We start from the raw sequence: 25,049 nt of genomic DNA on the forward strand, positions 1-25,049 counted from the left end.
GTCCTCGTCGCCACTAGCCTAGTCGAGACCGGCCAAGGTTACGGAACAGCGTCGGATCCCTCACGTTTTGTGGCTTCGCCGTCGCGGCCTTGGTAGCGGCGGACGGCGCCGCGCAAGGCCCGTTCGGCGTCGAACCCCTTCTCCCGCGAGCCCGCGACGACGGCGAGCAGCAAGTCTCCAAGCGCAGCTTCGGAGCCGGGAACCTCCACCGCCGCCACTGGACTGCCGCCGCGTTCCGGGCCGCCCGCGCGCTCTGCGCGCTCGGCACGGTCAAGGGACTTTTGCGCCAGGGCGAGGGCAGGAAGGTGTGGTGGTATTCCTTCGAAGGGATCCGAACGCCCGGGTCTTTCGGCCTTCTTCACGGCGTCCCACTTTTCGACGATCTCCTCCACGGTGGCCGGGAAGGATTCCTGCAAGGATCCGTCCGGCTTGAAGACGTGCGGGTTGCGCCGCACCATCTTCTCCGTGATGGTGCGCGCGACGTCGTCGAAGGTGAACTGTCCTTGCTCCTCGGCGAGCCGGGCGTGGAGCACCACTTGGAGCAGCACGTCGCCCAGCTCGCCGCGGAGTTCGTCGGCAGTGTCGGAACCGGAGGCGCCGGCCTCGATCGAGTCGACCACCTCGTACGCTTCCTCGATCAGGTACTCGACGAGGGATTCGTGAGTCAGCGCCCCCATCCACGGACAGTGCTCGCGCAAAGAGGCAATCTTCCCCAGCAGCTCCCCAACCTCGCCAGCTCGGCCGGGGACCCCTGCCGCCGTGGGCCCAACGAGCGCCGCGACGGGACTTACAGAGGCTGTCCCGCCAGTGGACTCCTCAGCCAAGGTTGGCGTAGGCGTCGTTGATGTACTCCACCAAGGCTTCTTTTTCGTCCAGCGGCAGGAACGACGACTCGGCGGCGTTGAGGGTCAGTTCGAGGAGGTCGTCGAGATCGTAGTCGAAGGTCTCCACGAGAAGCTCGAACTCGTCCGTGAGCGTCACGCCGCTCATGAGCCGGTTGTCCGTGTTGATGGTGACGTTGAAGCCCAACTGGTAAAGCATGTCCAGCGGGTGGTTCTCGATGCCTTCGCCGAAGTTCGCGATTGCGCCGGTCTGCAGGTTGGACGAGGGGCAGATTTCCAGCGCGATTCCGCGATCGCGGACCCAGCCGGCCACCTCACCCAAGGTGACCATGCCAATGGTGTCCTCGGCGTCGTCGTCGGCCTCTTCGCCCTCGGCATCTTCGAACTCAACGGTGATGTCCTCGGCGATACGCACGCCGTGGCCCAAGCGCAGTGCGCGGCCGTCCACAAGGGCGGACTGGATGCTTTCCAGACCCGCGGCTTCGCCGGCGTGCACCGTAGCCGGGAAGTTGTGCTCGGCCAGGTAGGTGAAAGCGTCCTTGAAACGGGAAGGCAGGAAGCCGTCTTCGGCTCCGGCGATGTCGAAGCCGATAGCTCCGTTGTAGCGGTGGCGTACGGCGAGCTCGGCAATTTCCTGGCCGCGGTCCGCATGGCGCATCGCCGTGATGAGCTGGCCCACCTGGATCTGGCCGCCGGACTCCTCAACGGCGTCCACACCGGCGTCGAGCCCTTCCTGGACCGCGTCCACAACCTCATCGAGGGTGAGGCCCTTCTGCAGGTGCTGTTCGGGCGCCCAACGGATCTCGCCGTACACGACGCCGTCGTCAGCCAGGTCCTCAACGAACTCCTTGGCGACGCGCGCCAGGCCTTCCTTGGTCTGCATGACAGCAATCGTGTGGTCAAAGGTTTCGAGGTAGCGGACCAAAGAACCGGAGTCCGCGGACTCACGGAACCACTGGCGCAGTGCTACGGGATCCGTGGAAGGCAGGGTGTGGCCGACGGCCTCCGCCAGCTCGATGATGGTGGCCGGGCGCAGTCCCCCGTCCAGATGGTCGTGAAGGGAAACTTTCGGCAGGCTCTTCAGGTCGAAGTCAAGGGCAGGGGCGGCGTCAACAATGGGGTCAGTCACGTCTCAACTCTAGGGGGACTGAAGAAGCTTAGCCAGCAGGGTTTGAGCGCTCGACGCCGGCCGCGGCGTTAACCGCGGTCCCCGTGTCTGCTGCGGCTGCTTCCGCGGAAGCTGCTTCCTTCTTCTCGCCGTCCTCCTTTTCCCCGTCCTTCTTTTCAAGGTGCTTGTGCCACCAACGCAACGTGTGGTCCACGATGACGCCGAGTACCACAGCGAATGCCACGGCAATCCCCACGCCGAGGAGCGGGTTGTTGTGCACCCAGTGGCCGGCCAGCGATCCAATGCCGATCGAATAAGCTACCCACGTGAAGCACGCGAAGGCATCCAGGAAGAAGAAGGTCTTGTGGCGGAAGCCAGTCTGTCCGGCGACGTAGTTCACCGCTACCCGGCCCCACGGTATGTACCGGGCTGTGAAGATAAGCACTGCGCCGCGCTTGTCCAGCTCGTAGTGTGCCCAGGCGAACATCTTCTGGACCTTCGGCTTGCGCATCCATTTCCAGCGGTCCAGGCCGATCTTGCGGCCCAGCATGTACGCCATGTTGTCGCCGGCCATCGCCCCGACGAGCGCCGTAGCGCCGAGGAGCCACAGGTTCGGCTCGCCTCGGTGCATGGCAAGGGCAGAGAGCCCTACGATCGCGGTCTCACTTGGAAGGATGGTGGCAAAGCCGTCGATGAAAAAGAAAACCAGGAGCACCGGGTAGATCCACGGTTGCCCGGCGGCATGCTCGAGCATGTGGTTCATGAATTCCACGCAGGCATTGCTCCTCAAGGAAAGTCACACGGTCGCGTGACATAGATCGCTATCCAGTGTCCCACGGCCCGGGCGTCGTTCGCTACGCCCCGGCCGGGGTGGGACACAATTTAAGGCTAGCTCGAAAGCTGGAATGGAAGCATCCCCCCGTGGAGGGATCTTCAATCCGTGCTACACGACGGATTCCTCTTCGGGCTCACCGGTTTCTTCGTCCTCTTCGGTGGAAGGCGTGGCCCCGCGGACTTTGCTGATGATCCGGTCCACGATGATTCCGAGGACGACGGCCGCGCCGATCGCGATAATCGCTCCGAGCAGGTGGTTGTGCTCGAACCATTGGCCGAAGAACACACCGATGGCCACCGAATAACTGGCCCACAGAACGGCAGACATGGCCGTGAGCGCCACAAACATGCCGTGCGGGAAGTGGGTTGCTCCGGCTGTGAGGTTGACCGCCACACGGCCGATGGGGATGAACCGGGCCACCATGATCAGTGACGCGGCCCGGCGTCGAAGTTCCCTCCCGGCCCAGCGGAACGCACCCTGCATCCTTTGGGACTGCATCCACCGCCAGCGGCGGACACCTACTTTCCGGCCGATCAAGTAGGCGATGTTGTCGCCTGTGAAAGCCCCAAGGGCCCCCGCCAGCATCAGCAGCCACGTGTTGGGCATCCCTGCGGTCACGGAGACTGCAGCGAGTCCCACCACCATCGACTCGCTGGGAACGGGCGGGAAGAAACCGTCGATCACGCAGCAGGCAAAAACCAGAAGCAAAACCCAAGGCTGCCCGGCCGCGGCGAGGATGAAGTCGTTGATGGCTTGCACGGTCTTCCTAACGAATGGCCGCAGGGATTGTCTCCCGGGCATCCCAAAATGCCCGGGAGACCAGCCTAGGAGATCCGGTCGATGATGAGCCGTTGCGCCGGCCGTGAGCCTTCCGGCGCGATGAGCACGGCGCCTTCCAAGGCTTCCTTGGCCCTTTCGAACTTTTCCGGGGTGTCGGTCAGGAGGGTCATGAGTGGCTCTCCCGCCCGGACCAGGGCGCCCGGTTTGGCATGCATCCGCACCCCTGCACCTGCCTGGACGATGTCTTCCTTGCGGGCACGACCGGCGCCGAGGCGCCACGCAGCCACACCCACGGACAGAGCGTCGAGCTCCACCAGGACGCCGTCGGCCGGAGCCGGGATGACCTCGGATTCCTTGGCCACTGGCAGGGCGGCACGCGGATCGCCGCCTTGGGCTTCGATCATGCGGTTCCAGAGGTCCATCGCGCGGCCGTCCTTGAGGGCGGCCACGGGGTCGGCGTCGTGTACTCCGGCGCAGGCGAGCATCTCTTCGGCGAGCCTGACGGTCAGCTCGACGACGTCTTCCGGACCGCCGCCCGCAAGCACCTCCATCGATTCCTCCACCTCGATGGCATTGCCCGCAGTCAGGCCCAGCGGCGTGCTCATGTTGGTCAGGAGGGCCACCGTGTTGACGCCCGCATCCTTGCCCAAGGCCACCATGGTTTCGGCCAGCTCGCGGGCACGGACTTCGTCCTTCATGAACGCCCCGGAGCCCACCTTTACGTCGAGCACCAGGGAGCCCGTGCCTTCGGCGATCTTCTTGCTCATGATGGACGAGGCGATCAGCGGAATGGCTTCCACGGTGCCCGTAACGTCGCGCAGGGCATAGAGCTTCTTGTCCGCCGGTGCCAAACCCGTGCCGGCGGCGCAGATGACTGCACCCACGTCCTGCAGCTGGGCCAGGATTTCCTCGTTGCTCAGGTTCGCCCGCCAACCGGGAATTGCTTCGAGCTTGTCGAGCGTGCCGCCCGTGTGGCCCAGTCCCCTGCCGGAAAGCTGGGGAACCGCCACCCCGAAAACCGCCACCAACGGCGCAAGCGGAAGGGTGATTTTGTCCCCGACGCCCCCGGTGGAGTGTTTGTCGGTGGTGGCCTTCACGCCGCCGTCGGGACGCCGAAGGCTGGAGAAGTCCATCCGCTCGCCCGAGGCGATCATCGCTTCGGTCCAGCGCGAGATCTCGGCACGGTCCATCCCGTTGAGCAGGATCGCCATGTTCAGGGCCGCCATCTGCTCGTCGGCAATGACGCCGCGGGTATAGGCATCGATGGTCCAGTCGATCTGCTCCGGGCTCAGGGTGCCCTTGTCCCGCTTGATGCTGATGATCTGTACGGCATCAAACGCTTCAGTCTGTGTCACCGGTTCTCCTCCAGGTTGTCGGGACCGAAGGCATCTGGCAGCACTTGGTCCATGGTCTTGATGCCCTGCGTTGTCATGAGCTGCATGCCGGGTGCCCGGAATTCATACAGCAATTGCCTGCACCGGCCACACGGCATGAGGACATTGCCCTTCGAGTCGACGCAATAGAACGCCCGCAATCTTCCGCCGCCACCCATATGGAGGTCTCCCACCAAGGCGCACTCGGCGCACAGGGTGAGTCCATAGCTGGCGTTCTCGACGTTGCATCCGCTGACGATCCTGCCGTCCTCGGTGAGGGCGGCGGCCCCCACCGGGAACTTCGAATACGGAGCGTAGGCCTTCCCCATGGCCGCGACCGCGGCGGCCTCGAGGGCCGCCCAGTCCACTTCGGCATCCGTGAACGCCACGGTCAGCCCTTGACGTACGGTATGCCGCTTGCCGCCGGCGGCCGGGACCTGCCCACCAATCCAGCGACGGCGAAGACCGTCAAGGCGTAAGGCAGCATGGCCATGAACTGGCTCGGCACAGGCGATCCGATGATGGTGATGACGCTCTGGAGGTTGTCCGCGAAGCCGAACAGCAACGCGGCCAGGAAGGCGCCGATCGGGTTCCAGCGCCCGAAGATCAACGCCGCCAGGGCGATATACCCGCGACCACCGGACATGTCCTTGCTGAAGGCATCCACGGATACCAGCGTGAAGAACGAGCCGCCAATGCCCGCGATCGCACCGCCCATGAGCACGTTCCAGAAACGGGTCCGGTTGACGTTGATGCCCACGGTGTCGGCCGCTTGCGGGTGCTCGCCGACGGCCCGCACGCGCAGTCCCCACTTCGTGTGGAAAAGGCCGAGGTAAACGACGATCACGGCGATGTACATCAAATAGCCCACGAGGGACTGGTGGAACAGGATGGGGCCGATGACGGGGATATCGGACAGGAAGGGAATGTCCACCGGAGGTAAGCGCCCCGGCTTGTTGAGTCCATCCGGGTCAGCCGTCAGCAGCGTGGAAAAGAGGAAGCTCGTCAGGCCACTGATGAGGACGTTGAGCACGACGCCGACGATGATCTGGTTGACGAGGTACTTGATGCTGACGACGGCCAGGACCAGGGAAACAAGCGTTCCAGCGACGGCCGCCGCGACCAGCCCGGCGTAGACATTGTGCGTCACGGTGGCAACAACGGCTGCGGAGAATGCTCCCAGCAGGAGCTGCCCTTCAATGGCAATGTTGACCACACCGACGCGTTCGCACAGGACGCCGGAAAGGGATCCGAAGACCAGCGGCACGGCCAAGGTGACGGATCCCGCGATCAGTCCGGCGAGGGAGATCGACGGCTCATCGCCATTTCCGCCAGCGACGATCCAGACCATGAACCCGATGAGGAACACGGCGGCGAAGGTACCGCCCACCCAGCGAGGTGCGGCTTTCTTCGCCTGGGTCAGGTACACCGTGTAGCCGGCCAGGGCCAGGAGAATCACTGCAGCGATCCAGCCGATGGCCGCGGAAGGGAGCGTGATCTTGGAAACCTTTGCCACTCCCAGCGCGGCAAGGCCGAGGACCACGACGGCGGCGACGGTGGATGGAGGCAACCAACCCGGCACTGTGCCTGACCCAGATGCGAGGCCTGAACCCGACGTGAGGCTTGAACGACGGCGGACGAACCAGAGGTATCCGAGACCGACGGAAAGCAGAAGGGCCAGGACGAACGTGACCAACGCCGCAACACTTGAGGCCGCTTCATTGGCCGCCTCGGCAATGCCGAAGCCTGCCGACTTCGAATTGGACATGAACCCGAACAGCACGGTTCCCAGGATTGCGAGCAGGGACAGTCCGATGCCGGCCTTCCAGCTCACCAGCTCGGTGGCACCCGTTTTTCCGGGGCTCGCCGGGGCGTTACCGGCGGGTGTGCCACCGCCGGGCTGAGTTGTCGTGGTGCTCATGCTGTTGCAGCTCCGCTCTCGATTTTTCCGGAGGGGATGGTTCCGGAGCCGGGGCCGCCAGTGGCCTTCTTCTTTTTCCGCGGGTTCAGTCCGAAGATCGCGCGCACCAGTGGCGGTGCCGCAATGAACAGGACGATCAAGGACTGGATGACCAAGACGATGTCGATGGGGGTCTGGGTTTCAGCCTGCATCGCGACGCCTCCCGCACGGAACGCGCCGAACAGGAGGCCGGCGAAGAAGGTTCCCCAGGGCGTCGAACGGCCCAGCAAGGCGACAGTGATGGCATCGAATCCGATGGAAGCCGCGACGCCTCCGGAGAGGTATTTCTCCGTTCCGGATACCTGTGCAATGCCGGCCAGGCCTGCAAGCGCACCCGCAATCGCCATCACCAGGATCACGGCGCGGGGAACGTTGATTCCAGCGGTGCGTGCCGCGCTCTGGTTGGCGCCCACGGCCCGGAATTCAAAGCCGAGCGTGGAGCGCTTCAGGAGCCACCAGACGAAAACCGTTGCCAGCACAGCAAGGAGGAATCCGGCGTGGAGCCTGAACTGGGGGCCGAGCAACTCCGGGAACAGTGCCGACTGGTCCAGGAAAGGCGAGATCGGGTTGGTCGAGCCCTTGCGCTGGAAAGCCGGAGTGGTCAGGAGGAACAGGAGCAGGAAGTTCGCGATGTAGTTCAGCATGATGGTCACGATGACCTCATGCGCGCCGGTCCGGGCTTTGAGGAGGCCGACGACGCCGCCCCACACCGCGCCGCCGACGAATCCGGCAACGATGACAAGCAGCAAGTGAACCAGGAATGGCAAGTGCCAGGTAAAGCCGACGTAGGCGCCGAACAGCGCGCCAAAGATGATTTGCCCTTGCGCACCGATATTGAACAGTCCCGCACGGAAGGCCAGGGCCACGCCGAGTCCTGCCAGGATCAGGGGCGTGGAGACCGTCAGGGTTTCAGTGATCGGGTACAGCTGGGCTGCGGCGTCGGCCCCGGCCCAGTTGAATATCGAGCCTTGGACCAGTGCCACGTAGGGCCTGAAGACCTCGGTGAGCATGTCCCCCGGCTGCGCGAAGAAATAGCCTGCTGTTTCGGCCACTTTGGGGTTGGTCACGGCCATCAGGATTCCGCCGAGCACAATCGCGAGGAGCACGGACAACACCGACACCATGGCGTTTCCGGTCACGATCTGGCGGAAGACCGAACCACCGGCGGCGTGCGGGATCTGTCCGCCTTGGCGGGTAGCCGGAATTACTGACGGGGCCATTGCACCGTCTGCCGTGTCCAGTGCGACATCCAGGACGACCTCGTCGTCCAATGTTTCCGGGCGCTCCGGCTCGACCTCGTTTTCTTGTCGAGGGGTGTTGGACTCAGACATGTGTTCCTCCCTCGAGGGTCTTGTGCGCAGTCAGTTCTGCCTCATGTTCCGGAACGCCGGCCATCATCAAGCCCAGCACGTCACGGGAGGTACCGGCGGGAACGATCCCCACCAGCTTTCCGCGGTAGAGAACGGCGATCCTGTCAGCGAGCTCGAGCACTTCGTCGAGCTCCGTGGACACGATCATCACCGGAGTTCCGTTGTCCCGTTCGGCAATGACCCGCTTGTGCACGAATTCGATGGAACCGACGTCGAGGCCTCGGGTGGGCTGCGATGCGATGAAGAGCCTTAATGGCCTGGACAGCTCCCTGGCCAGGACCACCTTTTGCTGGTTGCCTCCGGAGAGCGTACCCACGGCGACATCGATCGACGGCGTCCGTACATCGAACTCCTCGACCTTCTTCTCCGCGTGGGAAGCGATCAAGGCCGGTTTCATGCCGATGCCTTGGGCAAAAGGCGGCTTGTCGTACAGGTCCAGGATCATGTTCTCGGAAATGGAGAACGTTCCCACCAGACCGTCGATCTTGCGGTCCTCAGGGACGAACCCGACGCCGGCGGACAGGACCTGCTTGACGCTCTTGCCGAGCAGTTCGACGTCGTCGAGGATGATGGACCCGGTGACGTGCTGCTGAACGCCGAGGATGGCTTCCGTGAGTTCCGTCTGGCCGTTGCCTTGGACACCGGCGATGGCGAGCACTTCACCCTTGGCGATGTCGAAGCTCAGCCCGTCCACGACGTGCTGGCCGTTGTGGTCAACAACGGTCAGGTCCCGGACCTTGAAAGTCGCCTCACCCGGTTGGGCCGGTTTCTTTTCCAGGGTCAGGCTGACCGCCCGGCCCACCATCGCCGAGGCGAGTTCCGTCGGGGACGCCGAGGGATCGGCCGAGCCCACTACTTTCCCGCGCCGGATCACCGTGATGATGTCCGAAATTTCCTTGACCTCACGCAGCTTGTGCGAAATGAAGACAATTGATTTTCCGGCGGCCTTGAGCTGCCGGATGATATCCAGGAGCTCATCGGTTTCCTGCGGAGTGAGAACCGCGGTCGGTTCATCGAGAATCAGGACTTCGGCGTCGCGAACGAGTGCCTTGATGATCTCGACCCGTTGCTGCACGCCCACGGGCAGGTCTTCCACGAGGGCATCGGGGTCGACGTGGAATCCGTATTGCTTGGAAATCTCGGAGATCCTGCGGCGGGTTTCATCCAGGTTCAGGAAACCGGCAGCCTTGGTGGCTTCGTTTCCCAAGGCGACATTTTCGGCGACGGTGAATACCGGAATCAGCATGAAGTGTTGGTGGACCATGCCGATCCCTGCCGCCATGGCATCGCCGGGACCCTTGAAGACGACCGGCTTGCCGTCGACCAGGATTTCGCCCTCGCTGGGATCGTAGAGTCCGTAAAGGACATTCATCAGGGTGGATTTTCCGGCACCGTTTTCGCCCAACAGGCAATGGACTTGGCCGGGTTCAACCACGAGATCGATGTGGTCATTGGCTACGAGGGATCCGAAGCGCTTCGTGATCCCTTTCAGTTCGAGTTTCAAAACTCCAACCCATCTATAAAGGATGGCTCCTCGTCATCACCGTGGTCCCAGCATAGTGCTCGGCCAAGGAGTGTCGAAGAGCAAATTGAAGGCAACGCAGAACGCGCTGCCCTTCTGCCAAAACTCGGCTGAAGGGCAGCGCGACGCGGTTTAGCCCGGATTATTACTTGGGGCTGGACTTCGATTCGACCTTGACTGCGCCGGAGATGATGTCCTTCTTCAACTGGTCAAGATCGCTCTTCATGTCAGCCGGCACTGCGGAGTCGAGATCGTGGAACGGGGCAAGCGCCACACCCCCGTTGTCGAGCGTGCCAACGTAGGGGCTGGGGTCGAACTTGCCGTCCTTGTCGGCTTTGATGACCGTTTCGACGGCGGTCGCCATGGTCTTCTGGACCGAAGTCAGGATGACCGACTTGTAGGCGGGTGCGGTCAGGTAGCCATCCGAGTCGACCCAGATCAGCTTTGCGTCCGTGCCCTTTGCCTTGGCGTCAAGGATCGCACTTCCTGCGCCTGCTCCGACCGGACCAGCGACGGGAAGGACGACGTCGGCCCCTTGGTCCAGGAATCCCTGGGTGAGGACCTTGCCCTTGTCGACCTGCTTGAAGTCGCCGACGAACGTTCCGTCCTGCTTGTCCTTGTCCCAGCCAAGAAGCTGGACGGACTTGCCCTTCTTCTGGTTGTAGTACTTCACGCCGTCAGAGAAGCCGTCCATGAAGATGCTCACGGTGGGGATGTTGAGACCACCGAAGGTCGCAACCTTGCCGGTCTTGGAAGTGCCGGCGGCGAGGTACCCGGCCAGGAACGCGGCCTGGGCAGTGTTATAGACAATCGGCTTGACGTTCTTCGGGAAGGTGGGGTCCGAGTAGTCGATGATGGCGAAGTGGCTGTTCGGGTTCGCCGTCGCTATGTTCTTCGTGGCGTCGCCCAGCAGGAAGCCGACCGTAACCGTCAGCTTGCAGCCTTGCTGGACCATGGAACGAAGGTTGGGGTCGTAGTCCGTGTCGGCCTTGGACTGGACGTGCTTCTCCTGGATGTTCAGGTCCTTGGCTGCCGCCTGGAGGCCTTCATAGCCTGACTGGTTGAACGACTTGTCATCGAAGCCGCCGGAGTCGGACACCATGCATGCGGTGTAGTCCGACTTGGTGGCGCTGCCCGAGCTCGAAGCAGACGGTGCGCTACCGCAGCCTGCCAGCAAAAGTGCAGCGGCGCCCGCAGTTGCGACGCCTGCAAATGAACCGCGCTTTAGTGTGGCACGCAGTGATTGCTTCAATTTTCCTCCAGGAAGAAAGTGATTGATGCTACGACAGTTGGTCAATGAGTGTCCGTTTCGAAAACTCGAGTCTGAAATTCTGTTTTCACTGATGCTTCGCAGCACTGCGCCAGGGGCGCACTGATGGCACAACTTTAGTGGGATTGAACACACCCGGGTAACACAAAAGCCCAACAACCCGAAGATTGTTGAGCTTTTGTTACCAAGCAGTAGTGGAACTCCCAGCCAACGGTCCTAGGATGCCCGCCCGCCGGGGCCGGTACTCAGTGCAGGATCATACTCAGTGCAGGCGGACCAACATCTTGCCGGTGTTAGCTCCATCCAGGAGATCGATGAAGGCCTGCGGCGCGTTTTCCAGCCCGTCGAGGATCGTCTCGTCGTAGCGGACCGTTCCGTCCGCCAGCCATCCGGCCATCTTCTCGGCGAACTCAGCGGCGTGCTGGCGCTGGCCGCTTACGAGGAAGCCACGGATGGTCAGTTGTTTTCCGATCGCCAAGGCCAGGTTCCGCGGGCCGGGTGTGGGCTCTGTGGAGTTGTACTGGGAAATGGCACCGCACATTGCCACGCGGCCACCCACTGTGAGGACTGCGAGGGCAGCCTCGAGGTGTTCGCCGCCGACGTTGTCAAAGTAGACGTCGATGCCGCGCTCCCCCGCCGCCTCACGGAGTTGCTTCGCCACCGGACCGTCGTGGTAGTCGAAGGCCGCGTCGAAGCCGAGTTCCAGCAAGCGCGCCACCTTCTCCGGGGAACCGGCGCTGCCGATCACCTTGGAGGCGCCCATGGCCTTGGCGACCTGGCCGACAATCGAACCCACTGCGCCTGCGGCACCGGAAACGAAGACGACGTCCCCGGCTTTGAACTCGGCCACCTTGAGCAGCCCGGCATACGCTGTCAGGCCCGTCATGCCGAGCGCACCGAGGAACGCCGACGTCGGCGCCAGGCCGGCCGGAACCGGCGTCGCCTTTGCCGCATCCACCACGGAATATTCGCGCCAGCCGAACTGGTGCACGACGACGTCACCCACCTTGAGCGCCTCGGAACGGGACGCGATCACCTCACCCACCGCACCGCCGTCGAGCGCTGCGTCGAGCCGGAAAGGTGCCGAATAGGACTTCACGTCATTCATGCGGCCGCGCATGTAGGGATCGACCGACATGAACTCGTTGCGGACCAGGATCTGGCCCTCCTGCAGCTCCGGCAGCTCGGTCTCGGCCAGCCGGAAGTTCTCCTGGACAGGGCGTCCCTGCGGGCGGGATGTCAGCTGGATTTCGCGGGTGCTCTTGGGAACAGCGGCGCTCATGCGGCCACCTCCACAAGCTTGATGTCGACGGCGATGTTCCCGCGGGTCGCGTTGGAGTAGGGGCAGATCTGGTGGGCCTTGGCCACGAGCTGCTCGGCGGTTTCCCGGTCGAGGGCAGGCAGCGCGATCTCAAGCTCCGCGGCGAGCCCGTATCCCTCGCTGCCCTCCAAGGCACCGAAATGGATCTTGGCTGCGACGGCGGAATCACTGAGATCCACGCGGGCCTTGCGTCCCACCAGCCTGAGTGCCGAGTGGAAGCACGCCGCGTAACCGGCGGCGAAGAGCTGCTCGGGGTTGGTGCCCTGGCCGTTTCCGCCCAGTTCCACCGGGCTGGCGAGTGCTACGTCCAGCTTGCCGTCACTGGTGCGTGCGTTGCCTTCGCGGCCTTCACCGGAGGCAAGCGCCTCGGCTGTGTACAAAGTCTTCACTGTGGTTCCTTTTCCTTTGATGGGATGGACGTGTTGGGATGGACGATCAGATGGCTGAATGGAGGGCGGCGGTGAGCCGGCCCAGGGTGTCGTGAAGCTGCGCAAGCTCGGCTGCGCTCAAGCCGGCGGCGTCGGCGAGGCGTTGCGGAACAGCCCCCGCCCGGGCACTGAGGGCCCGCCCGGCGTCGCTCAGGTGGATCTCGACGCGACGCTCGTCCTCGGCTGAACGCCGGCGCTCCACGAAGCCCAACGCTTCAAGCCTCTTGAGCAGCGGCGACAGGGTGCCCGAATCGAGTCCCAGCTCAGTCCCCAGTTCCCGGACGCTTCGCGGCTCGTTTTCCCAGAGCACCAGCATCACGAGGTATTGCGGATACGTCAGTCCAAGCTCCTCCAGCACCGGCCGGTAGACCGCCGTCGCCGCCTTCGAGGCGGAATACAGCGCGAAACAGACCTGGCGGTCGAGGCGTGGGGCTTCACTCATAGCCATAACGATAGCTCACAATTAAATTGTGCACAACTCAATTGGCTCCAACAACGCCCGCTCACAAACAAGCCCACCCCCCGCAACGCCCGCTCACAAACAAGCCCACCCCCCGCAACGCCCGCTCACAAACAAGCCCACCCCCCGCAACGCCCGCTCACAAACAAGCCCACCCCCCGCAACGCCCGCTCACAAACAACCCCACCCCCCGCAACGCCCGCTCACAAACAAGCCCACCCCCCGCAACGCCCGCTCACAAACAAGCCCACACGACGGGATCCTCCTGCAGATGATCTGCAGAAGGATCCGCAGCCTTTCGACCAAAAGTGAGCGAGCGTCCTTCGTCGGACCCATATTGGTGAGCGAGCGTCCGCCGCCGGACCCACATTAGTGAGCGAGCGTCGCAGTTTTAGAGATCCCGGATGGTCCGCAGCGCGGCGGCGGCCAGGACCTGGATCGCGAAGCCGAGGGCACGCTCGTCCACAATGAAGTCACCGCGGTGAAGATCGTATTCCTCGCCGCCGGGCGTATGGGTCCCGAGCCGCATCATGGCACCCGGCAGGTCGGCCAGGAACCAGGCAAAGTCCTCGCCACCCATGGACTGGGGCGTCAGGACGACGGCGTGCTCGCCGAGTTCCGCACGGGCCGCTGCCTCGATGAGGGCAGTCTCGTGTTCCGAGTTGACCACGGGAGGGACACCGCGGGTGTGTTCGAGGTGCACGTCCACCCCGTACGGCGCGGCAACTTGCTGGACGACGTCGTCGAGCAGCTCCCCTGCGCTATGCCAAGCGTCCCTGTCGAGGCAACGCATGGTGCCGGCCATGTAGCCGTTGGCTGGGATGGCGTTGGGTGCGGAACCTGCCGCGATCTGGCCCCACACGACCGAAACGCCACTGCGCACATCCACGCGACGGGACAGAACGGCCGGGACATTGACGGCGATTTGGGCCAGCGCGAAGACCAGGTCTTCGGTCAAATGCGGACGGGAAGTATGGCCGCCACGTCCGGTCAATTCGATTTTGATGGTGTCCGAGGCCGAGGTGATGGCGCCGATGCGCGTGCCGATCTTGCCGACGTTGATCCGCGGATCGCAGTGCAGCGCCAGAATCCGCGGGACACCCTGGAGCACGCCCTGCTCGATGCAGGACAGGGCACCGCCGGGCATGGTTTCCTCTGCCGGCTGGAAGATGATGCGCACCGTGCCGCCCAAAGGGGATTCCTGGTGCATGGCGTGCAGCACCAAGGCAATGCCGAGCATGCTCGTGGTGTGGACGTCATGCCCGCACGCGTGGGTGACACCGTGGTTCTTCGACGCGAACGGAAGACCCGTCTCTTCGATGATCGGGAGGGCGTCGATGTCTCCGCGCAGGGCGGTGGCGATGGGCCCCGCGCCGACGTCGACCGTCAGCCCCGACCCTTCCAGCCGACGGGGTTCAAGTCCTGCCGCTTCGAGCCGTTCAACCAACTTGTCCGTGGTGCGAAATTCCTTGAAGGAAAGTTCGGGGTGCGCATGCAGGTCCCTCCGGAATTCAATGAGTTCCGGCAAGAGATCGTCAAGCCATGGCTTCACCACAGGGGTCGGCTCGGTTTCGGTAGTGAAATTGCGCACCTCACAACTCTAGTCATCCGCGCCCCCCGAATAGCGAAAGGGGTCTCTTGGTTACGGACAGCGCCGCTGGAGGCCCCTAGAGAACGTCGGTGTCCCCGCTAGCCTTGAGTGCGTCCACCGCACCCTTGACCCGCTGGGCGTGCTCCTTCGTGGTGACAAGCAGCGCGTCCGGTGTATCGACGATCACGACGTCCTTGATCCCGATAAGGGCGATCACGCGCTTGGTATCGGAGACGACCACGCCGCTGGCGTTCTCAGTGAAGACACGGGCGCCTTCGCCGAGGACCGTCACCTCATCGACGTCGCCGGCATTGTTGAGGCGACCGATCGCGGCGAAGTCTCCGACGTCGTCCCAGCGGAAAGTACCGGGCACGACGGCGACATCCCCCGCCGCTGCGGCGGGTTCCGCCACGGCGTAGTCAATGGCAATCTTCGGCAGCGTGGGCCACACCCGAGCGGTCACTTCATCGCGTTCCGGGGTGTCCCAGGCGTCGGCGATTTCCTGCAGCCCGGCAAACAAGACCGGCTGGTTTGCCTCCAGGTGCTTGAGCATGAGTGCAACGGGGGCGACGAACATGCCGGCATTCCAAACGTAGTCGCCCGTCTCGAGGTACTTCTTCGCGATGTCCTCGCTCGGCTTCTCGACGAATTCGACAACAGCGTGCGCGTTCGGTGCGTCGTCAATATTGAGCAAGTCGCCGGTGCGGATGTAACCGAACCCGGTCGATGGGTGCGTGGGTTTGATGCCGATGGTGACGATTTTTCCGGCTGCCGCAGTGTGGATGGCCTCGCGGACCGTTTCCTGGAAGAGGTTGTCCGGGCTGATGACATGGTCGGCGGCGAAGGAACCCATGATGGTGTCCGGGTCGCGACGGTAAAGGATGGCGGCGGCGAGACCGATCGCGGCACCCGAGTCCTTCGGTTCGCTTTCGAGGACCAATTCGTCGTCGCCCACTTCGGGAAGCTGGCGGCAGACAGCAACCCGGTGCGCCACACCCGTAACCACCAGCACGCGGTTGCCGGCCAATGGCTCGAGACGGTCGTACGTAGCGCGCAGAAGGGTGCTTCCCGAACCCGTGAGGTCATGCAGGAATTTGGGCGCAGCAGCACGCGAAAGCGGCCATAGGCGCGTGCCTACTCCGCCTGCCGGAATAACCGCGTGGAAGTGGCGCAATGGCGATTCGAGGCTTGCAGCGTTTTCTATACTCACCGCAACACCTTATCGGACACCCGCGCAAGTCCCACTTTGTGGTCTTCGTCTCACCCTCGCCGTGAAAAGGCCGGAATTCAGGCGAACACCCGCACTCTCGTTACAAGAAGGGGCGCCTAAATTGAATAAGCTGTGAGCGAAGCCTAGATTTAGGCTGAGCTACGAGTGCTCTCGCGGCTGGCGTTCCCCCCGCATGGATCCCGTGCAAGCGCCGCTGTGTTGCAGGAAGGTTTATTCAGTGCCGACAAAACCAGCTGGCACCTTGTACCGCGGCCGTGAAGGCATGTGGTCCTGGGTTGGACATCGCATTACCGGTGTTGTGATCTTTTTCTTCTTGTTGGTCCATGTCCTGGACACCTCATTGGTGCGTGTGTCCCCGGAGGCCTACACCGCCGTTATCGGCGCCTACAAGAACCCCCTCATGGCCCTGGGCGAGACGGGCCTCGTCGCAGCGATCGTTTTCCACGCCTTCAATGGCCTGCGCGTCATCGCCATTGACTTCTGGAAGAAGGGCGCAAAGTACCAGCGCCAGATGCTGTGGACCGTCCTGGCATTGTGGCTGGTTGTCTTCGGGGCCTTCGCCATCCGCCACTTGTCCCTCGCGCTGGGAGGCCACTAAGCCATGAGTACTGACATTCAGACACCCCGTAGTGGTAGTGGAAAAATTTCTCCGCAGTACCGTCGCGGCACCGGTTCCAAGGGGAACTTCGAGATGTTCGCGTGGCTGTTCATGCGGCTCTCCGGCGTCGTGCTCGTAGTGCTGATCTTCGGCCACCTCTTCGTGAACCTCATGGTGGGCGAGGGCATCCACGGCATCGACTTCGGCTTCGTGGCCGGCAAGTGGGCCGACCCGTTCTGGCAGTTCTGGGACCTGGCCATGCTGTGGCTCGCCATGCTGCACGGCACCAACGGCGTCCGCACCATCATCAACGACTACGCCGAGAAGGACGCCACCCGCCTCTGGCTCAAGGTGGTCCTTTACGCGGCTACGGTCGTCATCGTCGTTCTCGGCACACTGGTGATCTTCACGTTCAACCCGTGCCCCGTCGCCAACGGCGTTCAGCTGCCCGGCGGGTTCTGCCCGGCGCCGTAGCGCTCCGCTGCACCACCGGCTAGTCCGGCTGTGCACAATACGCGGAGCAGGCTCCGCCGACCATCTGACTTAGAGAGAAAGAGCATCTGGTATGCAGGTCCATAAGTACGACGTCGTTATTGTCGGTGCCGGCGGCGCCGGCATGCGCGCCGCGATCGAATCCGGTCAGCGCGCACGCACCGCAGTACTGACCAAGCTCTACCCCACCCGTTCCCACACCGGCGCAGCCCAGGGCGGCATGTGTGCAGCCCTGGCCAACGTCGAAGAGGACAACTGGGAGTGGCACACATTCGACACCATCAAGGGTGGCGACTACCTGGTTGACCAGGATGCAGCCGAGGTCATGGCGAAGGAAGCCATCGACGCCGTGCTGGACCTGGAGAAGATGGGCTTGCCGTTCAACCGCACGCCCGAAGGCCGCATTGACCAGCGCCGTTTCGGTGGCCACACCCGTGACCACGGCAAGGCTCCGGTCCGCCGCGCCTGCTATGCAGCAGACCGCACCGGCCACATGATCCTTCAGACGCTGTACCAAAACTGCGTCAAGCACAACGTTGAGTTCTACAACGAGTACTACGTCCTGGACCTGCTCACCGTTGAGGAAGACGCCGTCCGCGAAGACGGAACGCCGTACAAGCAGAAGCGCGTTGCCGGCGTCGTGTCCTACGACCTCGCCTCCGGCGAATTGCACGTTTTCCAGGCCAAGTCGGTGGTGTTCGCCTCGGGCGGCGCAGGCAAGGTCTTCAAGACCACCTCCAACGCCCACACCCTGACCGGTGACGGCATGGGTATCGCCTTCCGCCGCGGAATCCCGCTGGAGGACATGGAATTCTTCCAGTTCCACCCGACCGGTCTCGCAGGCTTGGGCATCCTCCTCTCGGAAGCCGCTCGCGGCGAGGGTGCGATCCTTCGCAACTCCGAGGGTGAGCGCTTCATGGAACGCTATGCCCCGACCATCAAGGACCTCGCTCCCCGCGACATCGTGGCCCGTTCCATGGCAAACGAAGTCCGTGAGGGACGCGGCTGCGGCCCGAACAAGGACTACGTCCTCCTCGACCTGACGCACCTTGAACCGGCCCACATTGACGCGAAGCTTCCGGACATCACCGAATTCGCACGCACTTACCTCGGTGTCGAGCCGTACACGGAACCGGTTCCGGTCTTCCCGACGGCGCACTACGCCATGGGCGGCATCCCCACCAACATCACCACCGAGGTCCTGCAGGACAACGACACCATCGTGCCGGGCCTGTACGCGGCCGGCGAAGTTGCTTGTGTCTCCGTCCACGGCTCCAACCGTTTGGGTACCAACTCGCTGCTGGACATCAACGTCTTTGGCAAGCGTGCGGGCATTGCCGCCGCCGAATACGCCAAGACTGCTGACTTCGTGGAGCTCCCGGAAGACCCGGAGGCATACACGTTGGATCTGCTGAACCACGTCCGCACTTCCGATGGCGGCGAAAGGGTTGCCGCGATCCGCAAGGAACTGCAGGACACCATGGATGCCAACATGCAGGTGTTCCGTACTGCGGACACCCTGAACCAGGTGCTCACGGACATCGCGTCCCTCGAAGAGCGCTACCAGCGCATCAGCGTCCAGGACAAGGGAAAGCGTTTCAACCTTGACCTGCTCGAAGCGGTGGAACTGGGCTTCCTGCTGGAACTGGCCAAAGTCATGACAGTTGCTGCCCTGCACCGCGAGGAGTCGCGTGGAGGCCACTTCCGGGAGGACTTCCCGGAGCGCGACGACGAAAAATTCATGAAGCACTCCATGGCGTATAAGGATGAGCACGCCCCAGCGGACGGATCTGCGGAAGCAATCGCGGGCATCCGACTCGGCACCAAGCCTGTTGTCTTTACGCGCTACGAGCCGATGGTGAGGAAGTACTAAGATGTCTGCTGAACTTGCTGAGCCAGCATCCAAGATCGAGCTGCCCGCGCACATTGGTGGAGGCGGGGAAATTCCCACCTTCAACATCACGCTGCGAGTGCGACGCTACAACCCCGAGGTCTCGGAAGAGCCCGTATGGGAAGACCACCAGCTGACGATGTACGGCACCGACCGCGTGCTGGACGCCCTGCACAAGATCAAGTGGGAAATCGATGGCTCGCTGTCCTTCCGCCGTTCCTGTGCACACGGCGTTTGTGGCTCCGACGCCATGCGCATCAACGGCCGAAACCGCCTCGCATGCAAGACCCTGCTGAAGGACCTGGACACCTCCAAGCCCATCACCGTTGAGCCGATCAAGGGCCTCCCGGTGGAGAAGGACCTGATCGTGGACATGGAGCCGTTCTTCCAGTCCTTCCGCGAGGTCATGCCGTTCCTGATCAACAAGGGCCACGAGCCCACCAAGGAACGCCTGCAGTCGGTCGAGGACCGTGAACGGTTCGACGACACCACCAAGTGCATCCTGTGCGCTGCCTGCACGTCGTCCTGCCCGGTGTTCTGGACGGACGGTCAGTACTTCGGCCCGGCCGCCATCGTGAACGCGCACCGCTTCATCTTCGATTCCCGCGACGATGCCGGTGACATGCGCTTGGAAATCCTCAACGACAAGGAAGGCGTGTGGCGCTGCCGCACCACCTTCAACTGCTCGGAGGCTTGCCCGCGTGGCATCCAGGTGACCCAGGCCATCGCCGAGGTCAAGCAGGCCATCCTGGCACGCAAGATCTAGTCCAAAATTTAGATTACGACGACGACGGCGTCCCCTTGGCGGGGTCCGCCGTCGTCGTTGTTTAAGAGTCGCTCGGGAAATCCGGGCAACCCGCAAAACGAAAGGCAGACAGGGTGTCCAAATCCGTGAAGATCAGCTTCGAAGGCAGCACCGGAGATCTCTTGGCAGGGATCGTGGACGTTCCTGAGGGCCCGGTCCGGGGCTGGGGTGTGTTCTCCCATGGTTTGACCCTCGGCAAGGACAGCCCGTCCGCCTCGCGTATCTGCAAGGGCTTGGCGGATCTCGGCGTCGGTATGCTTCGCTTCGACAACCTTGGACTGGGCGACTCCGCCGGCGAATGGTCCGCAGGATCGTTCAGCGTGAAAGTGGCAGACACCATCCGCGCTGCCGAGTTCATGCGTGCCGATGGCAAGGAAATCTCCCTGCTCGTGGGCCACTCCTTCGGCGGGGCGGCTGTGTTGGCTGCCGCCCTCAGCCTCCCCGAGGTTCGGGCCGTTGCGACTGTCGGCGCCCCGTACGAGCCCAGGCACGTGGAGCACATGTTCGACGCCGAAGTCAGCACGATTCTCAGCGAAGGCAGCGCAGAGGTCAACCTGGGCGGCAGGCGCATGGAGGTTCGCCGGCACTTTGTGGAAGACGTGGAGCAGGCCGACCTCAGGGACTGCATCCGTACCCTGCACCGACCTCTCCTGGTGCTTCACTCCCCCACAGACAACACTGTGGGCATCGACAATGCCAGCGAGATCTTCCAAACGGCACGGCACCCGCGCAGCTTCATTTCGCTCGAAGGCAGCGACCACCTGTTGACAGGCAAAGGACAAGCCGCCCGGGTTGCAGGGATCATCTCGGCCTGGGCCGGGCAGTACTTCGGCGACTAGGCCTTACTTGGCTTTCTCAGGGAATGCTTTCGCCGGGAAAGAATGGGGCGAAGGGTGCCGTGATCCGAGGGCCGGCTTGGGATGCTCGTGGGCGCCCGTGTCCGCTTCCCTGATGGCCGCCCAAGCCGCGGAGATCAAATAGACCTGGCTGACCAGGTTGAACCAGACGAGAAGCCCGATGATGATGGCGAATGAGGCCAGGATGGGATTCCGTCCGGCATTCGCCAGCAACTCCGTGCTGAAGATCTGGAGGATGGTGGTCCCGATACCGGCCAGCACTGTTCCTTCCAGGAACGCTTGGCGGCGAAGTTTCAGGCGGCCTGCAAAGCGGAACATGATGACCGCCGTCGCCCAGTTGAGGACCAGTGGAACGGCAGTGCGAACGAGCCAGGTGACGGGGCCGGCCACGGCGTCGGACAACCCGAGCCGTTCGATGATCCATCCGGCCGCTGTCCCGAACACCAGCGAAACACCGGCGCTGACCACCAAGGCTGCGCCGAGCAGCAGGAGGGTACCGGCGTCGCGGGCTTTCATGAGCAGTGGGTTCTCTTGCACGGGCTCCAGCCCGGAGACTCCGCGAAGACCCTCCCGGATCCCCGCGATCCAGCCGAGCGCGGTAAATACCGTGACGACGGCGGCGATGGCAGCCGTCCAGCCGAGGCCCGTGGGATTCAGGAGATCATGCGGGTCCACCAGGCCGTTGCCTCCGCTGGTTTTCAGGAGTCCCGGGGCCGCCGTGGCCACGCTCGAGACGATTGAATCAACCAGTTGGGGCTGCCCGTTGAGGACCAAGCCGGTCACGGCGAATCCCGTGGCCAGCAGGCCTGTGATTGAGAAGAACATGGTGAAGCCTATGCCGGCGCTCAACAGCGGACCATGGCGCAGGTTGTAGAGGTTGAAGGCGCGCATCGGCCGGAAGTTGCTCAGCCGGGCGAGGGCCAGGTTGATGAACGCCGGTATTGTGGCGCCTCTATTGCCTGAGCGCCGGGCTTTGCCCCATTCGACCTGACGGTGAATGAGCTGCAGCTTCAGCTGCGCCCCTTCAGTCGGCAGTGGTGGCCTCTCCGCCTGCTGCCGGTCGTTGTGCTGTGCTTTTCCGTGATTGGTCTGCGTCGCCGCCAAAGTCGAGCTCTTCCCGTAGCTGCCAAATGCCGTTGTCGTCGTGCTCGTAAAGTCCCATGCTAACCACAGGGAAGGTGGCGCTGTAGTTCTTGAGCACCGTTTCGGCCTCGTCCAAGCTTTCGGGAGCGACGTCGTGGGCTACCGTCACGTGCGGGTGGTAGGGGAAAGGAAGATCGCGTTCCAGGGGGCCGGTCTGCAGTTGTTCGTGCAGGCCCACACACTCCTCGAAACCGTCTTCGACCTTCAGGAACACCACCGGGGATACCGGCCGGAAGGAGCCCGTGCCGGAAATCGTGATCTTGAACGGTGTCTGTCGACGGGCGATGTCGCGAACATGCTCGAGGGTGGCTTCCCAGTCCTGGGCAGGCGTGGTGGTCACGAGGGTGATGTGGGCCGGGATCACGTCCGCCATGGGATCACCGAAGGAAGCGCGCCATTTCTGGAGTTCCTGGGCGACTTCCTGAGGGAAACCCAGGATGACCCCCACGCAGAGGCTGTCCCCGCACGCGCTGCCAGACTGGTGTGCGCCCGTGTCCAGGCGGGCATCAGTGGCCCGGCCGGCTCCCCTTGAAAGGGAGCCGACCTGGACGCTGAGCTTGCCAGCTGCGCACATGGCTTTAGCGGATTCCTTGTGCTCCGCCGTAAGGCAGGAAGCCCACCTTGGCGTAGACGTCGGCCAGAGTGGCCGAGGCGATCTCGCGGGCTTTGTCCGCCCCTTGGGCGAGGAGCCGGTCGAGCTCGGCCGGATCGGCCAGCAACTCGTTGGCGCGGTCGCGGATCGGGCCGAGATGGGCTGCAACGAGTTCAGCGAGGTCGACCTTCAGGTGGCCGTACATCTTGCCTTCGTAGTCCGCTACGATCTTCTCCACGGGCTGGCCGCTGATGGACGAGTAGATGCTCAGCAGGTTGGACACCCCGGGCTTTGCCTCACGGTCGAAACGGATTTCCGTCTCGGTGTCCGTGACTGCCGACTTAATGCGTTTGGCCGTGATCTTCGGGTCATCCAGCAGGTTGATCAGGCCGGCCGGCGACTCCGCGGACTTGGACATCTTGGCCGTGGGGTTCTGGAGATCGTAGATCTTGGCCGTTTCCTTCTGGATGAAGGCCTGCGGCACCTGGAACGTCTCGCCGTAGCGGCTGTTGAAACGCTGGGCGAGGTCGCGGCTGAGTTCAATGTGCTGCCGCTGGTCTTCGCCTACGGGTACCCCGTGTGGCTGGTACAGCAGGATGTCGGCGGCCTGCAGGATCGGGTACGTGAAGAGCCCGACGCTCGCGTGGTCGGAACCGTGCTGCAGCGACTTGTCCTTGAACTGGATCATGCGCGAGGCCTCGCCGAAGCCGGTGATGCAGCCCAGGACCCACGCCAGCTGGGCGTGCTCAGGAACCTGGGACTGGACGAACAGGGTGCACTTGTCCACGTCTACGCCGCCGGCGATGTACTGCGCAGCGGTGACACGTGTCCGGCGGGCCAGCTCAGCGGGATCCTGCGGCACCGTAATGGCATGCAGATCCGGGATGAAGAAGATGGCGTCATACTCGTCCTGCATGCGGACCCAGTTGACCAAGGCACCGAGGTAGTTGCCCAGGTGGAGGGAGTCAGCGGAGGGCTGCATGCCGGACAGCACGCGGTGCTTTGCCCCGGCGGCCAGTTTGGTGGATGTTGCCTTGGCTGCAGCTGCAGCGGGTTCTGTCGTGGTGGAACTGGTCATGAGGAAAACTTTCGAAAGCTTAGAGCTGGTAGTCGACTACCAGCGGTGCGTGGTCGGAGAAACGGGTGTCCCACGACGGCGCCCGGTCAACGACGGCCGAAAGTGCGGCTGCCGCGAGTCCAGGAGTGGCCATGTGGTAGTCGATGCGCCAGCCTGTGTCAGTGTCAAAGGCCTTACCGCGCTGGGACCACCAGGTGTAGGGGCCATCGACATTTCCTGCCAGGCCCCTGTGGACATCCCTCCATCCGATCTCGTCGCCGAAGAAGCGGTCGAAGTACGCGCGCTCCTCAGGAAGGAAACCGGCACGCTTGGTGTTTCCCTTCCAATTCTTGATGTCGAGCTCGGTGTGGCCCACGTTGAGGTCGCCGACTACCAGGGCATGCTCACTGTGCTTGGCAAGTTCCGGAAGCCTCGTGGTCATGACGTCCAGGAAGCGGTACTTGTCCACCTGCTTGGGCGTGTCCACTTCGCCGGAGTGCACGTAAGCGCTGACGACCGTCAGGGTAGCGTCCTTGCCGCCGCCGTCCCGAACGACGTAATCTGCCTCGACCCAGCGCCCAGTGGTGGCGAAGTAGTCGTCGCCGATACCCACGCGGGTGGCAACGGGTTCCTGCCGGGAGGCAATCGCAACGCCGGCGCGTCCCTTTGCCTCGGCTTCGGCGTGCAGAATGTACCAGCCTTCGCCGATGAGTTGCTGAACCACCTCATCGGGCGCGCGGACTTCCTGCAGACACAGGATGTCGACGTCGCGCGGTTCCAGCCACTCCGCCATGCCCTTCTTGTAGGCGGCGCGAATGCCGTTGACGTTGACCGTTGCGATGCGAAGGAAGTCCTTCTTCAATGCCGAGCTCACCCCGCCTACTCTAGTCGATGATGGTGCCCGAGACGGGCTCGTCTCCGCCGCCGGAGGACTTGATCATGTCCCGGGCATTGCTCGACGTGATGGCGATGGTCTCCAAGGCACGAGCGATGGTGTCCTGATCGGCGGCGTCGCCCTTGGCGCGTTCGTCCTCCACCACGCGTACTTGCACCTGGACAATCTTGAAAGAGTGGTCCAGTTTGAGGTCCCGGATTTCATCCGCTTCGTTCCGTTCCGAGACCACCCGTGTGCCACCGTGGTCGGCGCTCGACGACGACGGCGCCCGGCCGGTTGCCGCGTTGAAGGCGTTCTGGGCTTCAGTCAGTTTTTCACCGGCCCGCTTGGCGGCCTTCTGGATGCTGAAGACCACGAAAGCGGCGAGCGCGAGCCAGCCGAAGGAGACAACAGCAACGATCCAGCCGACGACGTCGTTCTGGTTGGCCGCGAAGATCACGGCCACCAGGAAAGCTATGAGCACCACCGTCATGCCCAGTCCACCGATGCGGAAGCCCTTGAACGGGCTCTTGGCGGAAGCGGACGAGGGGACAGATGACGGGGAGTCGCCGAGGGATCGCATGCACCCATTGTCGCAAACTCCGCGCGGCGAACCGCTCGCTTCCACCCCCGGCGAACAGCCTGCCCG

General features: G+C 63.3%; 25 protein-coding genes. 5 read left to right on the forward strand and 20 right to left on the reverse strand.

Annotated features, from left to right (window positions below; translation table 11 throughout):
- Window positions 1-38 precede the first annotated feature (38 nt).
- The 15 genes from ABD742_RS16525 to ABD742_RS16595 form a co-directional block, all read right to left on the reverse strand.
- Entirely contained in the window at window positions 39-677 is a 639-nt protein-coding gene (locus ABD742_RS16525; protein ID WP_234751293.1) for a MazG nucleotide pyrophosphohydrolase domain-containing protein, read from the reverse strand.
- 139 nt (window positions 678-816) lie between these two features.
- Window positions 817-1,971 carry an adenosine deaminase gene (locus ABD742_RS16530; protein WP_234751291.1) on the reverse strand — a complete coding sequence of 385 codons (1,155 nt, stop codon included), beginning with the start codon at window positions 1,969-1,971 and terminating at the stop codon, window positions 817-819.
- 28 nt (window positions 1,972-1,999) lie between these two features.
- Window positions 2,000-2,704: a DedA family protein gene (locus ABD742_RS16535; protein ID WP_234751346.1), complete on the reverse strand. Its 705-nt coding sequence runs from the start codon at window positions 2,702-2,704 to the stop codon at window positions 2,000-2,002.
- Window positions 2,705-2,893: 189 nt separating this feature from the next.
- Window positions 2,894-3,544, reverse strand: a complete 651-nt coding sequence (locus tag ABD742_RS16540) for a DedA family protein (RefSeq protein ID WP_234751289.1) — start codon at window positions 3,542-3,544, stop codon at window positions 2,894-2,896.
- Between the two features lie 65 nt (window positions 3,545-3,609).
- The gene (locus ABD742_RS16545) at window positions 3,610-4,920 is read right to left on the reverse strand and encodes a thymidine phosphorylase (protein WP_234751287.1); all 1,311 of its coding nucleotides are present in this window, start codon (window positions 4,918-4,920) and stop codon (window positions 3,610-3,612) included.
- Window positions 4,917-5,327, reverse strand: coding sequence for a cytidine deaminase (locus ABD742_RS16550; RefSeq protein ID WP_308193851.1), 411 nt, complete (start codon window positions 5,325-5,327; stop codon window positions 4,917-4,919). The genes ABD742_RS16545 and ABD742_RS16550 overlap by 4 nt, the downstream gene beginning before the upstream one ends.
- Window positions 5,328-5,329: 2 nt before the next feature.
- Window positions 5,330-6,859 carry an ABC transporter permease gene (locus ABD742_RS16555; RefSeq protein ID WP_234751286.1) on the reverse strand — a complete coding sequence of 510 codons (1,530 nt, stop codon included), beginning with the start codon at window positions 6,857-6,859 and terminating at the stop codon, window positions 5,330-5,332.
- Window positions 6,856-8,229, reverse strand: a complete 1,374-nt coding sequence (locus tag ABD742_RS16560; protein WP_372460930.1) for an ABC transporter permease — start codon at window positions 8,227-8,229, stop codon at window positions 6,856-6,858. The genes ABD742_RS16555 and ABD742_RS16560 overlap by 4 nt, the downstream gene beginning before the upstream one ends.
- Window positions 8,222-9,772, reverse strand: a complete 1,551-nt coding sequence (locus tag ABD742_RS16565; RefSeq protein WP_234751285.1) for an ABC transporter ATP-binding protein — start codon at window positions 9,770-9,772, stop codon at window positions 8,222-8,224. The genes ABD742_RS16560 and ABD742_RS16565 overlap by 8 nt, the downstream gene beginning before the upstream one ends.
- A 163-nt stretch (window positions 9,773-9,935) precedes the next feature.
- The gene (locus ABD742_RS16570; RefSeq protein ID WP_234751284.1) at window positions 9,936-11,042 is read right to left on the reverse strand and encodes a BMP family lipoprotein; all 1,107 of its coding nucleotides are present in this window, start codon (window positions 11,040-11,042) and stop codon (window positions 9,936-9,938) included.
- Between the two features lie 280 nt (window positions 11,043-11,322).
- Complete coding sequence (locus ABD742_RS16575; RefSeq protein ID WP_234751282.1) at window positions 11,323-12,342, reverse strand: NADP-dependent oxidoreductase; 1,020 nt, start codon at window positions 12,340-12,342, stop codon at window positions 11,323-11,325.
- Window positions 12,339-12,770: an organic hydroperoxide resistance protein gene (locus tag ABD742_RS16580; RefSeq protein WP_234751280.1), complete on the reverse strand. Its 432-nt coding sequence runs from the start codon at window positions 12,768-12,770 to the stop codon at window positions 12,339-12,341. Before ABD742_RS16580 ends, ABD742_RS16575 begins: the two co-directional genes overlap by 4 nt.
- A 46-nt stretch (window positions 12,771-12,816) precedes the next feature.
- A complete protein-coding gene (locus ABD742_RS16585; protein ID WP_234751279.1) occupies window positions 12,817-13,251 on the reverse strand; it encodes a MarR family winged helix-turn-helix transcriptional regulator in 435 nt (144 codons plus the stop codon).
- A gap of 409 nt (window positions 13,252-13,660) precedes the next feature.
- The gene (locus ABD742_RS16590) at window positions 13,661-14,860 is read right to left on the reverse strand and encodes an amidohydrolase (RefSeq protein WP_234751277.1); all 1,200 of its coding nucleotides are present in this window, start codon (window positions 14,858-14,860) and stop codon (window positions 13,661-13,663) included.
- 76 nt (window positions 14,861-14,936) lie between these two features.
- Entirely contained in the window at window positions 14,937-16,070 is a 1,134-nt protein-coding gene (locus tag ABD742_RS16595; RefSeq protein WP_234751275.1) for a mannose-1-phosphate guanylyltransferase, read from the reverse strand.
- 238 nt (window positions 16,071-16,308) lie between these two features.
- On the opposite strand from ABD742_RS16595, the gene sdhC reads away from it, so the two are divergent.
- From sdhC to ABD742_RS16620, 5 genes are all read left to right on the forward strand, one after another.
- Window positions 16,309-16,689 carry a succinate dehydrogenase, cytochrome b556 subunit gene (gene sdhC / locus ABD742_RS16600; RefSeq protein WP_234751273.1) on the forward strand — a complete coding sequence of 127 codons (381 nt, stop codon included), beginning with the start codon at window positions 16,309-16,311 and terminating at the stop codon, window positions 16,687-16,689.
- Between the two features lie 3 nt (window positions 16,690-16,692).
- On the forward strand, window positions 16,693-17,163 hold the full coding sequence (locus tag ABD742_RS16605; protein ID WP_234751271.1) for a succinate dehydrogenase hydrophobic membrane anchor subunit: 471 nt from the start codon (window positions 16,693-16,695) through the stop codon (window positions 17,161-17,163).
- 91 nt (window positions 17,164-17,254) lie between these two features.
- Window positions 17,255-19,054 carry a succinate dehydrogenase flavoprotein subunit gene (sdhA, locus tag ABD742_RS16610; RefSeq protein ID WP_234751269.1) on the forward strand — a complete coding sequence of 600 codons (1,800 nt, stop codon included), beginning with the start codon at window positions 17,255-17,257 and terminating at the stop codon, window positions 19,052-19,054.
- A gap of 1 nt (window position 19,055) precedes the next feature.
- Complete coding sequence (locus ABD742_RS16615) at window positions 19,056-19,838, forward strand: succinate dehydrogenase iron-sulfur subunit (RefSeq protein WP_078105990.1); 783 nt, start codon at window positions 19,056-19,058, stop codon at window positions 19,836-19,838.
- A 113-nt stretch (window positions 19,839-19,951) separates the two neighbouring features.
- Entirely contained in the window at window positions 19,952-20,716 is a 765-nt protein-coding gene (locus tag ABD742_RS16620; RefSeq protein ID WP_234751268.1) for an alpha/beta hydrolase family protein, read from the forward strand.
- 3 nt (window positions 20,717-20,719) lie between these two features.
- Here ABD742_RS16620 and ABD742_RS16625 read toward each other — a convergent pair whose 3' ends face one another.
- From ABD742_RS16625 to ABD742_RS16645, 5 genes are read right to left on the reverse strand one after another with little or no spacing between them, the layout of a single operon-like run.
- The gene (locus ABD742_RS16625; protein WP_268819148.1) at window positions 20,720-21,838 is read right to left on the reverse strand and encodes a YihY/virulence factor BrkB family protein; all 1,119 of its coding nucleotides are present in this window, start codon (window positions 21,836-21,838) and stop codon (window positions 20,720-20,722) included.
- A complete protein-coding gene (locus tag ABD742_RS16630) occupies window positions 21,759-22,451 on the reverse strand; it encodes a 2'-5' RNA ligase family protein (protein WP_234751266.1) in 693 nt (230 codons plus the stop codon). Before ABD742_RS16630 ends, ABD742_RS16625 begins: the two co-directional genes overlap by 80 nt.
- A 4-nt stretch (window positions 22,452-22,455) precedes the next feature.
- On the reverse strand, window positions 22,456-23,547 hold the full coding sequence (gene trpS / locus ABD742_RS16635) for a tryptophan--tRNA ligase (RefSeq protein ID WP_234751264.1): 1,092 nt from the start codon (window positions 23,545-23,547) through the stop codon (window positions 22,456-22,458).
- 19 nt (window positions 23,548-23,566) lie between these two features.
- On the reverse strand, window positions 23,567-24,400 hold the full coding sequence (locus tag ABD742_RS16640; RefSeq protein ID WP_234751262.1) for an exodeoxyribonuclease III: 834 nt from the start codon (window positions 24,398-24,400) through the stop codon (window positions 23,567-23,569).
- Between the two features lie 10 nt (window positions 24,401-24,410).
- A complete protein-coding gene (locus tag ABD742_RS16645; RefSeq protein ID WP_234751261.1) occupies window positions 24,411-24,983 on the reverse strand; it encodes a hypothetical protein in 573 nt (190 codons plus the stop codon).
- Window positions 24,984-25,049: the final 66 nt, after the last annotated feature.

This window comes from Arthrobacter ramosus (assembly GCF_039535095.1).
GTDB classification, from domain to species: Bacteria; Actinomycetota; Actinomycetes; order Actinomycetales; family Micrococcaceae; genus Arthrobacter; species Arthrobacter ramosus.

Bases quoted from the DNA above. Each gene is read 5' to 3' on its own strand.
- ABD742_RS16560 (WP_372460930.1), bottom strand. From the start codon at position 8,229: ATGTCTGAGTCCAACACCCCTCGACAAGAAAACGAGGTCGAGCCGGAG.
- ABD742_RS16555 (WP_234751286.1), bottom strand. From the start codon at position 6,859: ATGAGCACCACGACAACTCAGCCCGGCGGTGGCACACCCGCCGGTAAC.
- ABD742_RS16605 (WP_234751271.1), top strand. From the start codon at position 16,693: ATGAGTACTGACATTCAGACACCCCGTAGTGGTAGTGGAAAAATTTCT.
- trpS (WP_234751264.1), bottom strand. From the start codon at position 23,547: ATGACCAGTTCCACCACGACAGAACCCGCTGCAGCTGCAGCCAAGGCA.
- ABD742_RS16525 (WP_234751293.1), bottom strand. From the start codon at position 677: ATGGGGGCGCTGACTCACGAATCCCTCGTCGAGTACCTGATCGAGGAA.
- ABD742_RS16535 (WP_234751346.1), bottom strand. From the start codon at position 2,704: ATGCTCGAGCATGCCGCCGGGCAACCGTGGATCTACCCGGTGCTCCTG.
- ABD742_RS16575 (WP_234751282.1), bottom strand. From the start codon at position 12,342: ATGAGCGCCGCTGTTCCCAAGAGCACCCGCGAAATCCAGCTGACATCC.
- ABD742_RS16630 (WP_234751266.1), bottom strand. From the start codon at position 22,451: ATGTGCGCAGCTGGCAAGCTCAGCGTCCAGGTCGGCTCCCTTTCAAGG.
- sdhA (WP_234751269.1), top strand. From the start codon at position 17,255: ATGCAGGTCCATAAGTACGACGTCGTTATTGTCGGTGCCGGCGGCGCC.
- ABD742_RS16645 (WP_234751261.1), bottom strand. From the start codon at position 24,983: ATGCGATCCCTCGGCGACTCCCCGTCATCTGTCCCCTCGTCCGCTTCC.
- ABD742_RS16585 (WP_234751279.1), bottom strand. From the start codon at position 13,251: ATGAGTGAAGCCCCACGCCTCGACCGCCAGGTCTGTTTCGCGCTGTAT.
- ABD742_RS16615 (WP_078105990.1), top strand. From the start codon at position 19,056: ATGTCTGCTGAACTTGCTGAGCCAGCATCCAAGATCGAGCTGCCCGCG.